Raw genomic sequence first — 16,905 nt, 5'->3', positions numbered from 1 at the left:
TTAAGGGGTCGTCAGGTTGGCATTAACCCATTGTTCGGCCACGGCCTCCGGGTCTTTATGCTGAAGATCCACCTGCTGGTTCAGCGCAATCAGCGAGGCATTGTCGAGTCTGGCGGAGACCGCATTGAGCACGCTGCTGACGTTCGGCGACAGGCTGGCCTTGCGCACCAGCGGCACAACGTTCTGGCTGGGCTGTTCATGCTTATCGTCGGCTAAGACCACCCAATCCTCTTTCGCCAGATTGCCCTGGGTCGAGACCACCGTGGCGACATCGATTTTGCCGGAATTTAGCGCCAGACGGGTCAGCGGCCCGCCCATATCCAGCGATTTCACCGCCTTAAACTCAAGACCGTAGACGCGCTTGAGCCCCGGTAACCCCAGCGCGCGCACCGCCAGCTCCGGCGGCCCGCCGATGGTCAGTTGATGGGCGATGGGTTGAAGATCGGAGAGTTTCGTCAACTGGTATTTTTTCGCCGTCTCCGCGCGTACCGCCCAGGCGGTAATCGACGTGGCCGGCGAAGGGTCAAGCAGTGTAAAATCGGTGGGCAGTACTTTCGCCAGTTCTGCGCTCACGTCGCTCTGGCGAGTCGCCTGGGTTTTCCCGTCATAATAGTTAAGCAGGGCGCCAAGATATTCCGGCACAATATCGATCTCGCCGCTCTTTAGCGCCGGCAGAATAATCTCGCGGTTGCCGAGATTAAGCCGGGTTTTGACCTCAATATTCTTTTTCTTCAGTGCGCTGGCGTAAATATTGGCGAGAATAGAGCTCTCGGTAAAATTGGCTCCGCCGATAGTCACGCTTTCTGCCAGTACGCTAAAACTCAAACTGAATAATCCGGCGGCGAGGAGAGATAAACGGAACCGTCGGGCGTTAACAGGGAACCCCAAAATATGCTTCATAGTGCCTCTTTATATGCAGGTGATTTATGGTTGTGGTCGTTGTTTAATACTCTGGTGCGATAGCGGTATGACGCCATCTGCGGCTACAACAGCTGAACAGCAGTTCACTGCCGATAGCCAGTAGCGAGACCACCAGCGACCCGGCAATAACCTGTGGAATATCGCGCTGGCCAAGACCGTCAATCAGGAAACGCCCCAGCCCACCCAGGCCGGCGTAGGCGGCGACCACGGCGGTGGCGATCAGCTGGACCAGCGCGGTGCGCAGCCCGGCGATAATCAGCGGCGCCGCCAGCGGAATACGCAGTTGCCACAGGCTTTGCCATGGCGTCATTCCCAGCGCGGTAGCGGCGTCGCAAAGCGGGCGATCGGCATGATAAATCCCGACCCAGGTATTGGTCAGCACGGGGGGGATCGACATGGCCACCAGCGCGGCAAACACCGGCAGATCATTAAAACCAAATAAAATAATGCACAGCAAAATAAGCCCTAATGAGGGAATAGCGCGGCCAATATTAAACAGATTAATAATAAGGAAGGCGCCTTTCCGCCAGTAGCCGAGGGCAATGCCCAGCGGCAAAGCGATTGCCGATGCGATAGCGATGCTGATCAGCACATAATAAATATGCTCGCGCAGGCGCAGTAAAATACCCGCATCGCCGAACCAGTGTTCGGGTTGTGAAAACCAGTGGACGGTAGCCAGTAATATATCCATTAGCGTGCCCAGGGCGTTAGCCAATAGCCGATGTGGGCAATCAGCGAATCCAGTAAAAACGACAGCACGAGGCTTAATGCCAGGCTGACAACAATCGGGGTGAGAAAATCCTGATTAAAGCCCGCCAGCAGCAATTGCCCCAGACCGCCCTGGCCAATCAGCGCGGTGACGGTCACCAGCCCCACCAGCGTCACGGAGGCAATCCGCAGACCGGCAAACAGAGAGGGCGCCAGCAGAGGTAACTCAATATCCATAAACCGGTATCGGCGTGTGTAGCCGAGCGCGCGAGCCGACTCCAGCACGGCGGCAGGCAGCTTTTCGATTCCGGCGATAACGTTACGCAGCAGGATCAACAGTGAATAGATGGTTAACCCGATGACCGAGGTCGTCAGCGACAGGCCGGTAAAGGGCAGTAACAGAATAAATAACGCCAGCGACGGGATAGTAAAGATGACCCCGCAAAGATAAATCAACGGCTGAGCGGTGGCGGGCCAGCGTAGCGTTACGACCAGCAGCGCGCCCGTTAACAGCGTACCAAAAAACAGCGAGATGCAGACCAGCTGCGTATGCTGCCACAGCAGGTCGCCAATCAGGATTTTATTGTCAACCATCCACTGCCAGTCAATCATAGCGGCGAATTTCCACGTGGCCATCCAGCACATGCTGGAGCAGGGCATGAGAAATGGTGCCCTGATACTGGCCATTGCTGTCCACGTGCACCAGCACGCCCCCCGGCGCATCCAACAGCGCGCTGTAGGCAAAACGCAGCGTATTCAGAGCCTGCAGCGGCTGAACAATCGGCAGCGTGACGCGTTTATCCGGGTCGAACCAGTGAACGGGACGTTGTTCTTTATCCAGCACCAGCCGCAGCGGGCTGGCGACCGTCGGATGCGCGGTGGCTATCGGGGATAAACCTTCGTCAACCAGCGTGACATCATGTCGCGGTAGCTGGCCGACCTGAATCATCCCCAGCCGTTTCAGGTTAGGTTCGGGACCGATAAAGCGTTGGACAAACTCGCTCGCCGGGTGGGCGAGAAGCCGGTCCGGCGTATCACACTGCGCCAGCACGCCCCCTTCCTGGAAGATGGCGATCTTATCTCCCAGCCGGATGGCCTCATTAATGTCATGTGTTACCAGCACGATGGTTTTATGCAGGCGCTGCTGAATAAGCAATAGCTCATCCTGCAGACGCTCGCGGACTACCGGGTCAATGGCGGCGAAGGGTTCGTCCATCAGCAGAATCGGCGGATCGGCGGCTAACGCCCGGGCAATCGCGACGCGTCCCTGCTGCCCGCCGGAGAGCTGGTGCGGGTAGCGCGTCAGCAGGTGACGGTCCAGTGACATTAAGTCCACCAGTTCATCGATACGGGTGCGAATCTGCGCTTTACGCCAGCCCAGCAGACGAGGGACGGTGGCGATATTTTGCGCCACCGTGCGATGGGGAAACAGCGCGGCGCTTTGCATGACAAAGCCAATTTTGCGTCGCACCTGAATGATATCGACCTGCGCGATGTTAACGCCCTGGACATAGACGCTGCCGGAGTCCGGTTTATCGAGCTGATTAATCATGCGCAGGATTGTGGTTTTGCCGCATCCGCTGGGACCGACAAACGTGCAGAATTCACCGTCATTAATTATCAGGTTCAGGCCGCGTATTGCCGCATGCGCGCTGCCGGGGTAGGTCTTATTGATGTTTTCTAATCTGATCATCGGGAATTGTAGCACTCTGAATATATTGAGAATTTATGGCTTTTACGGCGGCACGAATAAAATACAAATTACAGAGCGGCCATGGGGAGGGCAAATACGTTATTCGCAATTGCATAGTTGGAATCTGTTCAACTCTGTCCCGCCCAAAACGCAGTTTTTATCTGATCCGGCCGCGCAGAGCGCGTTTTTGTTCTGCAGGCGTGGCGAAAACGACGATTCTGCTGCCGTTTTGCGCGCGGAAAGGGGGAGACGCAGAATATTGATTTCAGAATTTGTGATGTATGGCACAAACGTCTGGATGGTAAAGTTTTTGTCGTATGAAAAGTTACATTTGATTTTAATCAAGAAATTACGTGCTGAAAATTGTGAAAAATGCAGAGTTAAAATTGTATGGGAAATGATAATGTATTGTATCTGGTATTTTGCGCAATAATGAATAAAACATACTTTTACAAACAACCGGGGCGGAAAAGTGTGACCCCATACGATTTTTAATAAAAGAAAAACCTGATTTCTCATTATATTTTATTGTTTCAACTAACAGTTGAATAACAATATCGCTGAATAATTGCACGGCGAAGGTTGAAATATCATGTTTAACCCCCCTTAAAATAGCTCAAAAAATAGCCTTTGTTATCCCCATAAAATATTGTTATCCCCGCATCTTTTTTTGACAAAAGTCATGCAAAAAATCGACTTTTAATTTGTATTACATTGATATTATTGGTTTTATTTACATATTAAACGGTGGGGGAAATTGCTGTCAGAGGTGTTTGTGAGTGGTCTCACATAACCCTGCGATCGCCATTTGGTACACTTCACCGCGTCGAAAAGATAATTAAAGCAGGTTGCTATGAATACCATTCCTCTGCCAAAAACACAGCACCTGGTCGTTTTCCAGGAAGTTATCAGAAGCGGTTCGATCGGCTCGGCAGCAAAAGAATTAGGATTAACTCAACCGGCAGTGAGTAAGATCATCAATGACATTGAAGCCTATTTTGGCACCGAACTGGTGGTCCGTAAAAATACCGGCGTCACCTTGACCAATACCGGTCAGGTACTGCTGTCCTGGTCGGAATCGATTACCCGTGAAATGAAGAATATGGTCAATGAAATGCACAGCATGACCTGTAACACGGTCGTCGATGTCTCGTTCGGCTTTCCTTCGCTGATTGGCTTCACCTTTATGTCTGACATGATTCACAAGTTCAAGAAGGTGTTTCCTAAAGCCCAGGTATCGATGTACGAAGCGCAGCTCTCCTCGTTCCTGCCGGCCATTCGCGACGGGCGTCTCGACTTCGCCATTGGCACGCTGAGTGATGAAATGAAGCTCCACGATCTGCACGTGGAACCGCTGTTTGAGTCGGAGTTTGTGCTGGTGGCCAGCAAGTCACGAACATGCATCGGCACCACCACGCTGGCGTCGTTGCAGAACGAACAGTGGGTGTTGCCGCAAACCAACATGGGTTACTACAGTGAACTCCTCACCACGCTACAGCGCAGCGGCATCAACAGTGAAAACATCGTTAAAACCGACTCCGTCGTCACAATTTATAATCTTGTTCTCAATGCTGATTTCCTGACCGTTATTCCTTGCGATATGACAACGCCCTTTGGATCCAACCAGTTTATTACCATCCCGATTACCGAAGCATTACCAGTTGCCCGCTATGCGGCAATTTGGTCAAAGAATTATCGCATTAAAAATGCCGCCTCGGTATTGGTGGAATTAGCAAAAGAATATTCAGCATCTGGTGGTTGCAGAAAAAGACAATTAATCGAAGTTGAGTAGTTAAACAGATTTATTCTTGGTTATAAATTCATATCATCGCGCTGATTATCAGCCGTTGGTACCGGCTAACTATACCCTGAATAATTCAAACCGTAGCGTCGGTGGGGAAATAATCCTGCCGGGAAAGATACGCTTTGAAACATGACGGAACTATTATTTGATATCCAGTTAAGAGGCTATAATGCACATTACATACGATCTCCCGGTTGCCATTGACGATATCCTCGAAGCAAAGAAAAGACTGGCAGGTAAGATTTATAAAACAGGCATGCCGCGCTCTAATTATTTTAGCGAGCGCTGTAAAGGTGAAATATTCCTCAAGTTTGAGAATATGCAACGCACCGGGTCGTTTAAAATCCGCGGCGCCTTTAACAAACTCAGTTCACTAAGCGAAGCTGAAAAGCGTAAGGGCGTGGTGGCATGTTCCGCCGGCAACCATGCGCAGGGGGTCTCGCTCTCCTGCGCCATGCTGGGAATCGACGGCAAAGTGGTGATGCCGAAAGGGGCGCCGAAATCCAAGGTCGCCGCCACCTGCGATTATTCGGCGGAAGTGATTCTGCACGGCGAAAACTTCAATGACACTATTGCTAAAGTCAGCGAAATTGTCGAAATGGAAGGTCGCATATTTATTCCTCCATATGACGATGCCAAAGTTATTGCCGGGCAGGGGACCATTGGCCTGGAAATCATGGAAGATCTTTATGATGTCGATAATGTCATTGTGCCAATCGGCGGCGGTGGTCTGATTGCCGGCATCGCGGTAGCGATTAAATCTATTAACCCGACCATTCGAATTATTGGCGTGCAATCAGAAAATGTCCACGGTATGGCCGCGTCTTATTATGCTGGCGCTATTACCAGTCACCGAACGACCGCTACTCTGGCCGATGGCTGCGATGTTTCACGCCCGGGAAATCTCACTTACGAAATCGTTCGCGAACTCGTCGATGATATTGTTCTGGTCAGTGAGGATGAAATTCGCAATAGCATGATCGCATTAATTCAGCGCAATAAAGTTATTACCGAGGGCGCCGGGGCGTTAGCCTGCGCCGCATTATTAAGCGGGAAGTTAGATAGCTATATTCAGAACCGGAAAACCGTCAGCATTATTTCTGGTGGCAATATCGATCTTTCTCGCGTTTCGCAAATTACTGGTTTAGTTGACGCTTAATCTTATGTTGAGGACAGGATATGAGTACTACTGATAGCATTGTATCCAGCGAGACAAGACAGTCATCCTGGCGTAAATCGGACACCACGTGGACCCTGGGATTATTTGGTACTGCCATCGGCGCCGGGGTGCTCTTTTTCCCCATTCGCGCCGGGTTTGGTGGTTTAATCCCGATTCTTTTGATGCTGGTTTTAGCTTACCCCATCGCCTTTTATTGCCACCGGGCGCTGGCCCGGCTCTGTCTGTCCGGTTCGAATGCCTCCGGTAACATCACTGAGACGGTGGAAGAGCATTTCGGGAAAACGGGTGGCGTGGTCATCACGCTCCTCTACTTCTTCGCCATTTGCCCGCTGCTGTGGATTTACGGCGTCACCATTACCAACACCTTCATGACCTTCTGGGAAAACCAGCTGCAGATGCCGGCGCTGAACCGCGGTTTTGTCGCGCTGTTCCTGCTGCTGCTGATGGCGTTTGTCATCTGGTTCGGGAAGGATCTGATGGTCAAAGTGATGAGCTTCCTGGTCTTTCCGTTCATCGCCAGCCTGGTGCTGATTTCGCTGTCGCTGATTCCCTACTGGAACTCTGCGGTTATCGATCAGGTGAACCTCAGCGATATCGCCTTAACCGGGCACGATGGCATCCTCGTGACCGTGTGGCTGGGGATTTCTATCATGGTTTTCTCCTTTAACTTTTCGCCGATTGTCTCCTCGTTTGTGGTCTCGAAGCGGGAAGAGTATGAAAAGGATTACGGCCGCGATTTTACCGAGCGCAAATGTTCGCAGATTATCTCCCGTGCCAGTATGTTGATGGTCGCGGTGGTGATGTTCTTCGCCTTCAGCTGCCTGTTCACGCTGTCGCCGGAAAACATGGCGGATGCGAAAGCGCAGAACATTCCGGTGCTCTCTTACCTGGCAAACCACTTTGCCTCCATGTCCGGCAGCAAATCGACCTTTGCAACGGTACTGGAGTACGGCGCATCGATTATCGCCCTGGTCGCTATCTTCAAATCGTTCTTCGGCCACTATCTCGGTACCCTTGAAGGGTTGAATGGACTGGTTCTCAAGTTCGGCTATAAAGGTGATAAAACCAAAGTCTCTACCCGCAAGCTCAACACCATCAGCATGGTCTTCATTATGGGTTCCACCTGGGTGGTGGCTTATGCCAACCCCAATATCCTCGACCTGATTGAAGCGATGGGCGCGCCAATTATTGCCTCACTGCTGTGTCTGTTACCGATGTATGCCATCCGTAAAGCGCCGTCGCTGGCGAAATATCGTGGCCGGCTGGATAACCTGTTCGTCACCGCGGTGGGTTTACTGACCATTCTGAATATCGTCTACAAACTGTTTTAATTAAGCTCAGGATGAGCGGAGTGATGAAATGAATGAATTCCCGGTAGTACTGGTCATTAACTGTGGATCGTCTTCAATTAAATTTTCAGTCCTTGATGCAAGCAGCTGTGATGTTTTAATGGCGGGAATTGCCGACGGGATTAATTCTGAAAACGCTTTTTTATCCATTAACGATGGAGAGCCAGTTAAGCTGGCTCACCGTAGCTACGAGGGGGCATTAAAGGCCATTGCCTTTGAACTGGAAAAACGGTCGTTAATCGACAGCGTGGCCTTAATTGGCCACCGTATTGCCCACGGCGGAAATATATTTACGGAGTCCGTGGTAATTACCGAGGAGGTTATTGACAATATCCGTCGGGTGTCGCCGTTAGCGCCGTTGCATAATTACGCTAACCTCAGCGGCATTGCCTCCGCGCAACAGCTCTTCCCGGGGGTCAGGCAGGTGGCGGTGTTTGATACCAGCTTCCACCAGACGCTGGCGCCAGAGGCCTATCTCTATGGGCTGCCGTGGAAGTATTTTGAGGAGCTCGGCGTGCGCCGCTACGGTTTTCACGGCACCTCGCATCGCTATGTTTCTCAGCGGGCGCAGAGCTTGCTGGCGCTGCCGGAAGCGGATTGCGGGCTGGTTATCGCCCATCTGGGCAACGGGGCCTCTATCTGCGCCGTGCGCAACGGACAGAGCGTGGATACCTCAATGGGGATGACGCCGCTGGAAGGGCTCATGATGGGCACCCGCTGTGGCGATGTCGATTTCGGCGCCATGGCATGGGTCGCCCGCGAAACCAACCAGACCCTCAGCGACCTTGAGCGGGTGGTGAACAAGGAGTCCGGGCTGCTTGGCATTTCCGGCCTCTCTTCCGATCTGCGGGTGCTGGAGAAGGCCTGGCACGCCGGTCATGACCGCGCCCGGCTGGCGATTAAAACCTTTGTCCATCGGATTGCCCGCCATATTGCCGGTCATGCCGCGTCGCTGCATCGTCTCGACGGGATTATTTTTACCGGCGGCATCGGTGAGAACTCGTTGTTAATTCGTCGCCTGGTGATTGAACATCTGGCGGTACTGGGGGTTACCCTGGATCCTGATATGAATAGTCTGCCTAATTCCCACGGCGAAAGAATTATTTCCACCGATTCCGCCCGGGTTATTTGCGCGGTTATTCCGACTAATGAAGAGAAAATGATTGCCCTCGATGCGATTCACTTAGGAAAAATTAGCGCACAAGTGGAATTTGCATAATTTATTTTTTGTTCTGTAGAGAGACTATTTTTCATGAAGGTAGATATCGATACCAGCGATATGCTGTATGCCGAAGCGTGGCAAGGTTTTAAAGGGACGGACTGGCAAGCAGAAATTAATGTCCGTGATTTTATTCAGCACAACTATACGCCTTATGAAGGGGACGAATCCTTTCTTGCCGAGGCCACGCCGGCAACCACCGCACTGTGGCAAAAAGTGATGGCGGGAATACATATTGAAAATGCGACCCACGCCCCGGTCGATTTCGATACGAATATTGCCACTTCGATTACCGCGCATGATGCCGGCTATATTGAACAGGAACTGGAAAAGATCGTTGGACTGCAAACGGAGCAACCGCTGAAGCGCGCGCTGCATCCGTTCGGCGGTATCAACATGATCAAAAGTTCTTTCGAGGCCTACGGTCGTGAAATGGATCCGCACTTTGAATATCTGTTTACCGACTTGCGTAAAACGCACAATCAGGGAGTGTTCGATGCCTATTCACCGGATATGCTGCGCTGTCGTAAATCTGGCGTACTGACCGGGCTACCGGATGGCTACGGCCGCGGACGCATTATCGGCGACTATCGCCGCGTGGCGTTGTACGGTATCCGTTATCTGGTGCGCGAACGCGAGCTGCAGTTTGCCGATCTGCAGTCCAACCTGGAGTACGGGCAGAATCTGGAAGCGACGATTCGCCTGCGCGAAGAGCTGGCGGAACACCGCCGCGCGCTGCTGCAAATGCAGGAGATGGCGGCGAAGTACGGTTGCGATATCTCCCGCCCGGCGCGTAATGCTCAGGAAGCGGTACAGTGGGTCTATTTTGCCTATCTGGCGGCGGTCAAATCGCAAAACGGCGGCGCCATGTCGCTGGGCCGCACCGCCACTTTCCTCGATATCTACATTGAGCGCGATTTCAACACCGGGCGCTTAACCGAGCAGCAGGCTCAGGAGCTGATCGACCACTTCATTATGAAGATCCGCATGGTGCGTTTCCTGCGTACGCCGGAGTTCGACACGCTCTTTTCCGGCGACCCTATCTGGGCGACCGAAGTGATCGGTGGCATGGGGCTCGACGGGCGGACGCTGGTGACCAAAAACGCCTATCGCTATCTGCATACGCTGCATACCATGGGGCCGGCCCCGGAACCAAACCTTACCGTTCTCTGGTCCGAAGCGTTGCCGATCGCCTTCAAGAAATATGCGGCCCAGGTCTCCATCGTCACCTCCTCATTGCAGTATGAAAACGATGACTTAATGCGGGTCGATTTTAACAGCGACGACTACGCCATTGCCTGCTGCGTCAGTCCGATGATTATCGGCAAGCAGATGCAGTTCTTCGGCGCGCGCGCCAATCTGGCGAAAACCCTGCTGTACGCGATTAACGGCGGCGTGGATGAGAAGCTGAAAATTCAGGTCGGGCCGAAAACGGCGCCGCTGATGGATGAGGTGCTCGACTATGACACGGTGATGGACAGCCTCGATCACTTTATGGACTGGCTGGCGGTGCAGTACATCAGCGCGCTCAACATCATCCACTATATGCACGACAAGTACAGTTATGAAGCTTCGCTGATGGCGCTGCATGACCGCGACGTGTATCGCACCATGGCCTGCGGCATCGCCGGGCTGTCGGTGGCGACCGATTCGTTGTCGGCGATCAAGTACGCGAAGGTGAAACCGGTCCGCGACCATACCGGGCTGGCGGTTGATTTTGTCATCGAAGGCGACTACCCGCAGTATGGCAACAACGATCAGCGGGTCGACAGTATCGCCTGCGATCTGGTCGAACGCTTTATGAAGAAGATTAAAGTGCTGCCGACCTACCGCAACGCTGTACCAACCCAGTCGATTCTGACCATCACCTCCAACGTGGTCTATGGGCAGAAAACGGGCAACACCCCGGACGGTCGCCGGGCCGGTACGCCGTTCGCGCCGGGGGCGAACCCGATGCACGGTCGCGATCGCAAAGGGGCGGTGGCGTCATTAACCTCTGTCGCTAAGCTGCCGTTCACCTATGCCAAAGACGGTATCTCCTACACCTTCTCTATTGTTCCCGCCGCGCTGGGCAAAGAGGAGACCACGCGCAAAACCAACCTGGTGGGGCTGCTGGACGGCTACTTCCACCACGAAGCACACGTTGAAGGCGGACAGCACCTGAACGTCAACGTGATGAACCGGGATATGCTGCTCGATGCCATCGAACACCCGGAAAACTACCCGAACCTGACGATTCGCGTCTCCGGTTATGCCGTGCGCTTCAATGCGCTGACCCGCGAACAGCAGCAGGATGTCATTTCACGCACCTTTACCCAGGCGCTGTAGCGCCGGAGGAACGATGAGAAAGATCATTGCAACCCCACACGCGCCGGCGGCCATTGGCCCCTATATTCAGGGCGTCGACCTCGGCTATCAGGTCATGACCTCGGGACAGATTCCGGTCTGCCCGCAGACGGGAAAGATTGCCGACAACGTGGCCGATCAGGCGCGTCAAAGCCTGGAAAACGTTAAGGCGATCGTGACGGCGGCGGGGCTGGAGGTGGGCAGTATCGTGAAGACCACCGTCTTTATTACCGACCTTAATGACTTTGCCACTATCAATCAGGTCTATCAGCACTTCTTTGATGAGCATCAGGCGACCTACCCGACGCGCAGCTGCGTGCAGGTTGCCCGCCTGCCAAAGGATGTAAAGCTGGAAATTGAGGCCATCGCGGTACGCGACCTCTGAGGCAGCGGCGGCGGGGCAAGCCTGTTTTTGCCCTGCCGCCCAACACCGGTGGCTCCTGCTCTCCACGCAACGGCAACCCGAGGATGGGGATATGATTAGCGCATTCGATATTTTTAAACCCGGTATTGGTCCTTCCAGTTCGCACACCGTAGGGCCGATGAATGCCGGAAAACGTTTTATCGACCAACTGGTGAACATGGGCGATATCGCGCATATCACGCGTATCGTGGTCGACCTCTATGGTTCTCTGTCGCTGACCGGTAAAGGTCATGCGACCGATGTCGCGATTGTTATGGGACTGGCGGGAAACAGCCCGCAAAATGTTGATATTGACGCCATGCCGGCATTTATTCAGCAGGTGATGCACAGCGGGCGTCTGCCGGTCGCTAACGGCGTGCAGAGCGTAGACTTTCAGATGGCGGACGACATCGTGTTCCACGCGCAAACCCTTCCGTATCACGAAAACGGGATGCGTATTACCGCCTGGAGTGGCGCGCAGGCGTGGGCGAGCCAGACCTACTATTCGGTCGGCGGCGGTTTTATCGTCGAAGAGGGGGCCTGCGGGGGAACGCAGGATGCCGACGTCCCGGTGCCCTATGATTTTCGCTCCGCCAGCGAACTGCTGCGGCTTTGCGAACGCAACGGCCTGTCGGTCTCCGGACTGATGCTGCAAAACGAGCTGGCGCTGCGCAGTAAGGCGGAGATTGACGCGGGTTTTATGCATATCCACGCGGTGATGCGCGATGGTATCGAGCGCGGGATGAATACCGAAGGGGTGTTGCCCGGTCCGCTGAATGTCCCGCGTCGCGCGGCGGCGTTAAGGCGTCGGCTGGTTTCCAGCGATAGCCTCTCCAGCGACCCGATGAACGTCATTGACTGGATCAATATGTTCGCCCTGGCGGTCAGCGAAGAGAATGCCGCGGGCGGGCGAGTGGTGACCGCGCCCACCAACGGCGCCTGCGGAATTATTCCCGCCGTGCTGGCCTATTACGATAAATTCCGCCGTCCGGTTAACGCCGGCTCGCTGGCGCGCTATCTGCTGGCGGCGGGGGCGATTGGCGCGCTGTATAAAATGAATGCGTCGATTTCGGGGGCTGAAGTTGGCTGTCAGGGGGAGATTGGCGTCGCCTGCTCGATGGCGGCGGCGGGGTTGACCGAACTGCTTGGCGGCAGCCCGGCGCAGGTTTGCATTGCGGCGGAAATCGCCATGGAGCATAACCTCGGCCTCACCTGTGACCCGGTTGCCGGCCAGGTGCAAATTCCCTGTATTGAGCGGAATGCGATTAATGCGGTTAAGGCCGTCAATGCGGCACGTATGGCGCTGCGCCGCACCTCCGAGCCACATGTTTCGTTGGATAAGGTTATCGAAACGATGTACGAAACCGGCAAGGATATGAATGATAAATACCGCGAAACCTCCCGGGGAGGGCTGGCGATAAAAGTGCTCTGCGTGTAGGCCGTGCTGCAATCGCGGGGGAGGGCGAGGCCCGGCGGGGAAAATATCAGGAGGCGGCAGATTACCGCCCCCTGATACCTTATTGGCAGGAAAATCAGACGGTCAGCGCTTACAAAGCGCGTTGTTTCACCGCCGTTTTCATCGGAATCAAGGCAATCACCACCGCGCCCAGCACGAGGAACCCGGCGACCATAAAGATACCGGCGTTGAAATTCCCCGTGACGTCTTTCAGCCAACCCATCAACAGCGGCCCCAGCGCCGCGCCGGTCATGCCGGTCGCATTGATGACCGCAATCCCCAGCGCCCGCGCACGCAGAGAAATGGACTGGTCAGGGGTAGTCCAGAAAATGACCATCGCGGCAAAGGCGCCGGCAGAAGCCATTACGATCCCGGTGAACTGCAGCAGCGGGTTGCTGCTGGAGGCGGTGAGCATCCAGCCCGCCGCCGCGAACAGATAGGGCAGCAGCGTATGCAGCTTACGCTCCTTCAGGCGGTCGGAACGCTTACTCCACCAGATCATCCCGACGATGGTACAGATTTGCGGAATCGCACTCAGGATCCCGATGGTGATATTACTGCTCTGCTCGTTGAAGCTGCGCAGAATCAGCGGCGTCCAGACGCTGAGGGCGCTCAGGGTATTGGTCAGGCAGAAATAGGCCAGCGTGTAGAGCATGATAACCGGGGTAAACAGCTCCCGCAGCATGCTGCGCTGAGACAGCGGCAGGCTGGCTTCGCTGAGTCGCGATTGCTGTACCGCCGCGCGGTCGGCATCCAGCATCTCTTTTAAACAGGCTTTATCATCGGCAGTCAGCCATTTGGCTTTATCCGGGCTGTCATCAAGCCAGAACCACACGACCAGCCCGAGCAGCACCGACGGAAACCCTTCCAGCAAAAAGAGCCACTGCCAGCCTTTCAGATTCAGCACGCCGTCGAGATTCAGAATATACCCGGAAGCCAGCGAGCCAAGCGCCATGGTGACGGGCATCGCAATCATAAACAGGGCATTGGCGCGGGCGCGGTATTGCGCCGGGAACCAGAAGGTTAAGTACAGCAACAGCCCCGGCAGGAAGCCGGCTTCGGCAATCCCCACCAGCATTCTCAGCGCGTAAAGACTGTTCGGGCCGGTGGCGAACATGGTGGCGGTGGAGGCTATTCCCCAGACCACCATCAAAATAGCGATCCAGCGGCGGGCGCCGACGATACTGAGCATGATGTTGCTGGGGATGCCGCAGATCACGTACATCACGTAAAACAGGGTGGTGGCCAGGCCGAACATGGTGCTGGTGAGCCCCAGATCTTTGCCCATGGTCAGGCCGGCAAAGCCAATGTTGATGCGGTCGAGGTAGGAGAATACGAACAGAATAAAAAGAAAAACGATTAAGCGACGAAATAATTTATTGATGACGGATTGCTGACGGGCATCCAAAGGTCTCGCCTCCGAGGAGGGCGGGACCAGTACCTCGGAGCGGGTCTGTTCCATTGAAGGACTATTGTTCATCAAAAGCTCCACATTGTGATTATTAGTATTGGTCAACAGGTCGGCTAAACGTATAGGAAACAGACAGGGATAACGTCAATTTAATGTTCAATAAATGATACGGAATTGTTACTTAATCGACATATTGGAATCATAATGAGAGCCAGATCGCCTGGGAATAATACGCCAGGGCTGGCATGTTCAGTCGGCGGATCTCGGTAGATTCGCACTCACGGTGAGGCAAAAAAAGCGCGGTTGCTGACCAGGTGCAGAGAGGCAGGGCGTGAAAGGGACGAGGAAACAGAGAGGTTATGTGCAGTTGTGAAGAGAGCTGATACGGCTAATTACTTGAATATTCATGTAATTAGCCTGTGGCTCCACGCCCGTAACCGATGGGGGTTCAGCTTAAAAGCTATCGTCATGAATATGATTCATTTTTATTAGCTTGCTACATAATAATGAAGCCGGTTTTAAAGCGCCGCGGCGACCGTCCGGCATCGGGAGATTCAGAACGGACTGTCATTGCGCGCGGTGACGGGCTCGCCGCTGACAGGGTGAACAAAATGCAGTTCGCTGGCATGCAACATGAGCCGCGGCGCGTGTGCGCTGCCCGGCCACGTCAGACCACCGTAGAGATCGCAGCCCAGGATCGGGTGCCCCAGCAGTTGACAATGGATACGCAGCTGGTGGGTGCGTCCGGTTTCCGGGAATAGCTGTACCCGGCTCAGCGGCAGCAGGCTACCCTCTGCGCCTTCACGGGTAAGGCGTTCTGTCACCCGGTAGCGGGAACGGGCGGGCTTGCCGGTGATGGCGCAAATGGCCATGCGCGGAAAGCGGGCCGGATCTTTGGCAATGGCGGCATCGATTGCGCCTTCATCCTCACGCAGATGCCCGCACAGCAGGGCGCTGTATACCTTAGTCACCGAACGTTGGCTGAACTGATGGCTTAGCGCCGCATTAATGGTTTTATTCTTTGCCACCACCATCAGCCCGGACGTACCAAAATCGAGACGGTGAACGAGGGTACAGCCGGGAAATTGCTGCTCCAGCCGATGGTGCACCGAGTCGAGATTCTGCGGATTTTTCCCCGACAGGCTGAGCAGCCCGCTGGGCTTATTGATCAGCAGCAGGTGCTCGTCCTGATACAGGATGTCGATGGCTTCGTGGCAGGGGGGCGCAATAAACGTATCGACGATGGTGGACATGAGCTGGTGCCTGAAAAGGGTGGGGGCGGATAATAGCGAATTTTCCGCCCGCTGGCGATTGCGGCGGCACGACTCGGGGTTGCCGGCTGAAGCGGCCCGGACTTGCCGGGTCGCCGCATCCAACGTTGTTACTGCTCGCGTCGGGCCATAAACTGCGCCAAATCGACCAGACGATTTGAGAAGCCCCATTCGTTGTCATACCACGCGAGGATCTTGACCATATTCCCGCCAATCACCAGCGTCGACAGGCCATCAATAATGGAAGAACGCGGGTCGCCCTGATAGTCGCTGGAGACCAGCGGCTCGTCGCTGTAGCCGAGAATACCCTGCAAGGGGCCAGCGGCAGCGGCCTGGCGGAATGCCTCATTCACCTCTTCTGCCGTCACGTCGCGCTCCAGCGTGACGGTAAGATCGACAATCGACACCACCGGCACCGGAACGCGCAGCGAGTAGCCGGTCAGACGACCATCGAGTGCCGGAATCACTTTACCCAACGCTTTGGCCGCGCCGCTGGAGTAGGGAACGATGGATAACGCTGCCGCCCGGGCGCCGCGCAGATCTTTTTCCGGCTGGTCATGTAGCGCCTGGCTGTTGGTGTAGGCGTGGGTGGTATTCATCAGGCCATGCTTGATCCCGAAATGCTGATGCAGAACCTGAGCGGCCGGGGCAAGGCCGTTGGTGGTGCAGCTGCCGTTGCTGACGACCGAATGCTGCTGCGGATCGTAAAGCGCGTGGTTAACCCCCATCACGATGGTTAAATCGTCATTCTTGCCGGGCGCCGAGATAATCACCCGTTTCGCCCCGCCGCTGTGAATGTGAACCGCCGCTTTTTCACGTTCGGTAAAGAACCCGGTGGCTTCGATGACGATGTCCACCCCCGCATCTCGCCACGGAATACGCGCCGGGTCACGTTCGCTATAGACGATGACGGGTTGGCCATCGACGCTAAGCTCTCCGTCGGCCGCCTCCACGGCCACCGGCAGGGTGCCCAGCAGCGAGTCATATTTCAACAGGTGGGCCAGCGTTTTGCTGTCAGTCAGATCGTTGATTGCCACAATCTGAATATCCGGATTGCCCAGCGCCGCGCGCAGGACGTTACGCCCGATTCTGCCGAAACCATTAATACCGACCTTAACCATGATCAACTCCTTATTTGTTGTCT

Annotated in this window: 14 protein-coding genes; 7 read left to right on the top strand and 7 right to left on the bottom strand. The window is 54.7% G+C overall.

Annotated elements, in window-relative coordinates:
* The 4 genes from ROR01S_RS00490 to ROR01S_RS00475 are packed head-to-tail and all read right to left on the bottom strand — an operon-like array spanning position 1 to position 3,322.
* Positions 1 to 900, bottom strand: coding sequence for an ABC transporter substrate-binding protein (locus tag ROR01S_RS00490; RefSeq protein WP_064358983.1), 900 nt, complete (start codon positions 898 to 900; stop codon positions 1 to 3).
* Positions 901 to 943: 43 nt separating this feature from the next.
* Positions 944 to 1,612: an ABC transporter permease gene (locus ROR01S_RS00485; RefSeq protein ID WP_004863718.1), complete on the bottom strand. Its 669-nt coding sequence runs from the start codon at positions 1,610 to 1,612 to the stop codon at positions 944 to 946.
* Positions 1,612 to 2,241 carry an ABC transporter permease gene (locus tag ROR01S_RS00480; RefSeq protein WP_015584055.1) on the bottom strand — a complete coding sequence of 210 codons (630 nt, stop codon included), beginning with the start codon at positions 2,239 to 2,241 and terminating at the stop codon, positions 1,612 to 1,614. The genes ROR01S_RS00485 and ROR01S_RS00480 overlap by 1 nt, the downstream gene beginning before the upstream one ends.
* Positions 2,234 to 3,322 carry an ABC transporter ATP-binding protein gene (locus ROR01S_RS00475; RefSeq protein WP_015584056.1) on the bottom strand — a complete coding sequence of 363 codons (1,089 nt, stop codon included), beginning with the start codon at positions 3,320 to 3,322 and terminating at the stop codon, positions 2,234 to 2,236. The genes ROR01S_RS00480 and ROR01S_RS00475 overlap by 8 nt, the downstream gene beginning before the upstream one ends.
* Positions 3,323 to 4,175: 853 nt before the next feature.
* Here ROR01S_RS00475 and tdcA point away from each other — a divergent pair.
* The 7 genes from tdcA to tdcG all read left to right on the top strand — a co-directional run bounded on the left by tdcA (position 4,176) and on the right by tdcG (position 13,061).
* Complete coding sequence (gene tdcA / locus ROR01S_RS00470; protein ID WP_004863710.1) at positions 4,176 to 5,114, top strand: transcriptional regulator TdcA; 939 nt, start codon at positions 4,176 to 4,178, stop codon at positions 5,112 to 5,114.
* 181 nt (positions 5,115 to 5,295) lie between these two features.
* Positions 5,296 to 6,285 (top strand): bifunctional threonine ammonia-lyase/L-serine ammonia-lyase TdcB, encoded by a 990-nt coding sequence (gene tdcB, locus ROR01S_RS00465; protein WP_064358982.1) that lies wholly within the window; start codon positions 5,296 to 5,298, stop codon positions 6,283 to 6,285.
* 20 nt (positions 6,286 to 6,305) lie between these two features.
* Positions 6,306 to 7,637 (top strand): threonine/serine transporter TdcC, encoded by a 1,332-nt coding sequence (tdcC, locus tag ROR01S_RS00460; RefSeq protein ID WP_015584057.1) that lies wholly within the window; start codon positions 6,306 to 6,308, stop codon positions 7,635 to 7,637.
* A gap of 28 nt (positions 7,638 to 7,665) precedes the next feature.
* On the top strand, positions 7,666 to 8,874 hold the full coding sequence (gene tdcD, locus ROR01S_RS00455; protein ID WP_004863687.1) for a propionate kinase: 1,209 nt from the start codon (positions 7,666 to 7,668) through the stop codon (positions 8,872 to 8,874).
* Between the two features lie 33 nt (positions 8,875 to 8,907).
* Entirely contained in the window at positions 8,908 to 11,202 is a 2,295-nt protein-coding gene (gene pflB / locus ROR01S_RS00450; RefSeq protein WP_004863684.1) for a formate C-acetyltransferase, read from the top strand.
* A gap of 13 nt (positions 11,203 to 11,215) precedes the next feature.
* Positions 11,216 to 11,605 (top strand): enamine/imine deaminase, encoded by a 390-nt coding sequence (locus ROR01S_RS00445; RefSeq protein WP_004863682.1) that lies wholly within the window; start codon positions 11,216 to 11,218, stop codon positions 11,603 to 11,605.
* Between the two features lie 91 nt (positions 11,606 to 11,696).
* Complete coding sequence (tdcG, locus tag ROR01S_RS00440) at positions 11,697 to 13,061, top strand: L-serine ammonia-lyase (protein WP_004863680.1); 1,365 nt, start codon at positions 11,697 to 11,699, stop codon at positions 13,059 to 13,061.
* Positions 13,062 to 13,170: 109 nt separating this feature from the next.
* On the opposite strand, the gene hpaX is transcribed toward tdcG, so the two are convergent.
* From hpaX to gap, 3 genes are all read right to left on the bottom strand, one after another.
* Positions 13,171 to 14,541, bottom strand: coding sequence for a 4-hydroxyphenylacetate permease (gene hpaX, locus ROR01S_RS00435; RefSeq protein WP_015584058.1), 1,371 nt, complete (start codon positions 14,539 to 14,541; stop codon positions 13,171 to 13,173).
* A 503-nt stretch (positions 14,542 to 15,044) separates the two neighbouring features.
* On the bottom strand, positions 15,045 to 15,743 hold the full coding sequence (locus ROR01S_RS00430) for an RluA family pseudouridine synthase (protein ID WP_032717132.1): 699 nt from the start codon (positions 15,741 to 15,743) through the stop codon (positions 15,045 to 15,047).
* 128 nt (positions 15,744 to 15,871) lie between these two features.
* Positions 15,872 to 16,882 (bottom strand): type I glyceraldehyde-3-phosphate dehydrogenase, encoded by a 1,011-nt coding sequence (gene gap, locus ROR01S_RS00425; protein ID WP_064358981.1) that lies wholly within the window; start codon positions 16,880 to 16,882, stop codon positions 15,872 to 15,874.
* Positions 16,883 to 16,905: the final 23 nt, after the last annotated feature.

Origin of the sequence: Klebsiella ornithinolytica NBRC 105727 = ATCC 31898, assembly GCF_001598295.1 — a bacterium.
Taxonomy (GTDB): domain Bacteria; phylum Pseudomonadota; class Gammaproteobacteria; order Enterobacterales; family Enterobacteriaceae; genus Klebsiella; species Klebsiella ornithinolytica.
The sequence above is the reverse complement of the archived record's forward strand: the minus strand, read 5'-3'. Positions and strand labels throughout refer to the sequence as shown.

Coding starts and splice junctions, on each gene's coding strand:
- ROR01S_RS00490 (WP_064358983.1), bottom strand. CDS start 900: ATGAAGCATATTTTGGGGTTCCCTGTTAACGCCCGACGGTTCCGTTTA.
- ROR01S_RS00485 (WP_004863718.1), bottom strand. CDS start 1,612: ATGGATATATTACTGGCTACCGTCCACTGGTTTTCACAACCCGAACAC.
- ROR01S_RS00480 (WP_015584055.1), bottom strand. CDS start 2,241: ATGATTGACTGGCAGTGGATGGTTGACAATAAAATCCTGATTGGCGAC.
- ROR01S_RS00475 (WP_015584056.1), bottom strand. CDS start 3,322: ATGATCAGATTAGAAAACATCAATAAGACCTACCCCGGCAGCGCGCAT.
- tdcA (WP_004863710.1), top strand. CDS start 4,176: ATGAATACCATTCCTCTGCCAAAAACACAGCACCTGGTCGTTTTCCAG.
- tdcB (WP_064358982.1), top strand. CDS start 5,296: ATGCACATTACATACGATCTCCCGGTTGCCATTGACGATATCCTCGAA.
- tdcC (WP_015584057.1), top strand. CDS start 6,306: ATGAGTACTACTGATAGCATTGTATCCAGCGAGACAAGACAGTCATCC.
- tdcD (WP_004863687.1), top strand. CDS start 7,666: ATGAATGAATTCCCGGTAGTACTGGTCATTAACTGTGGATCGTCTTCA.
- pflB (WP_004863684.1), top strand. CDS start 8,908: ATGAAGGTAGATATCGATACCAGCGATATGCTGTATGCCGAAGCGTGG.
- ROR01S_RS00445 (WP_004863682.1), top strand. CDS start 11,216: ATGAGAAAGATCATTGCAACCCCACACGCGCCGGCGGCCATTGGCCCC.
- tdcG (WP_004863680.1), top strand. CDS start 11,697: ATGATTAGCGCATTCGATATTTTTAAACCCGGTATTGGTCCTTCCAGT.
- hpaX (WP_015584058.1), bottom strand. CDS start 14,541: ATGGAACAGACCCGCTCCGAGGTACTGGTCCCGCCCTCCTCGGAGGCG.
- ROR01S_RS00430 (WP_032717132.1), bottom strand. CDS start 15,743: ATGTCCACCATCGTCGATACGTTTATTGCGCCCCCCTGCCACGAAGCC.
- gap (WP_064358981.1), bottom strand. CDS start 16,882: ATGGTTAAGGTCGGTATTAATGGTTTCGGCAGAATCGGGCGTAACGTC.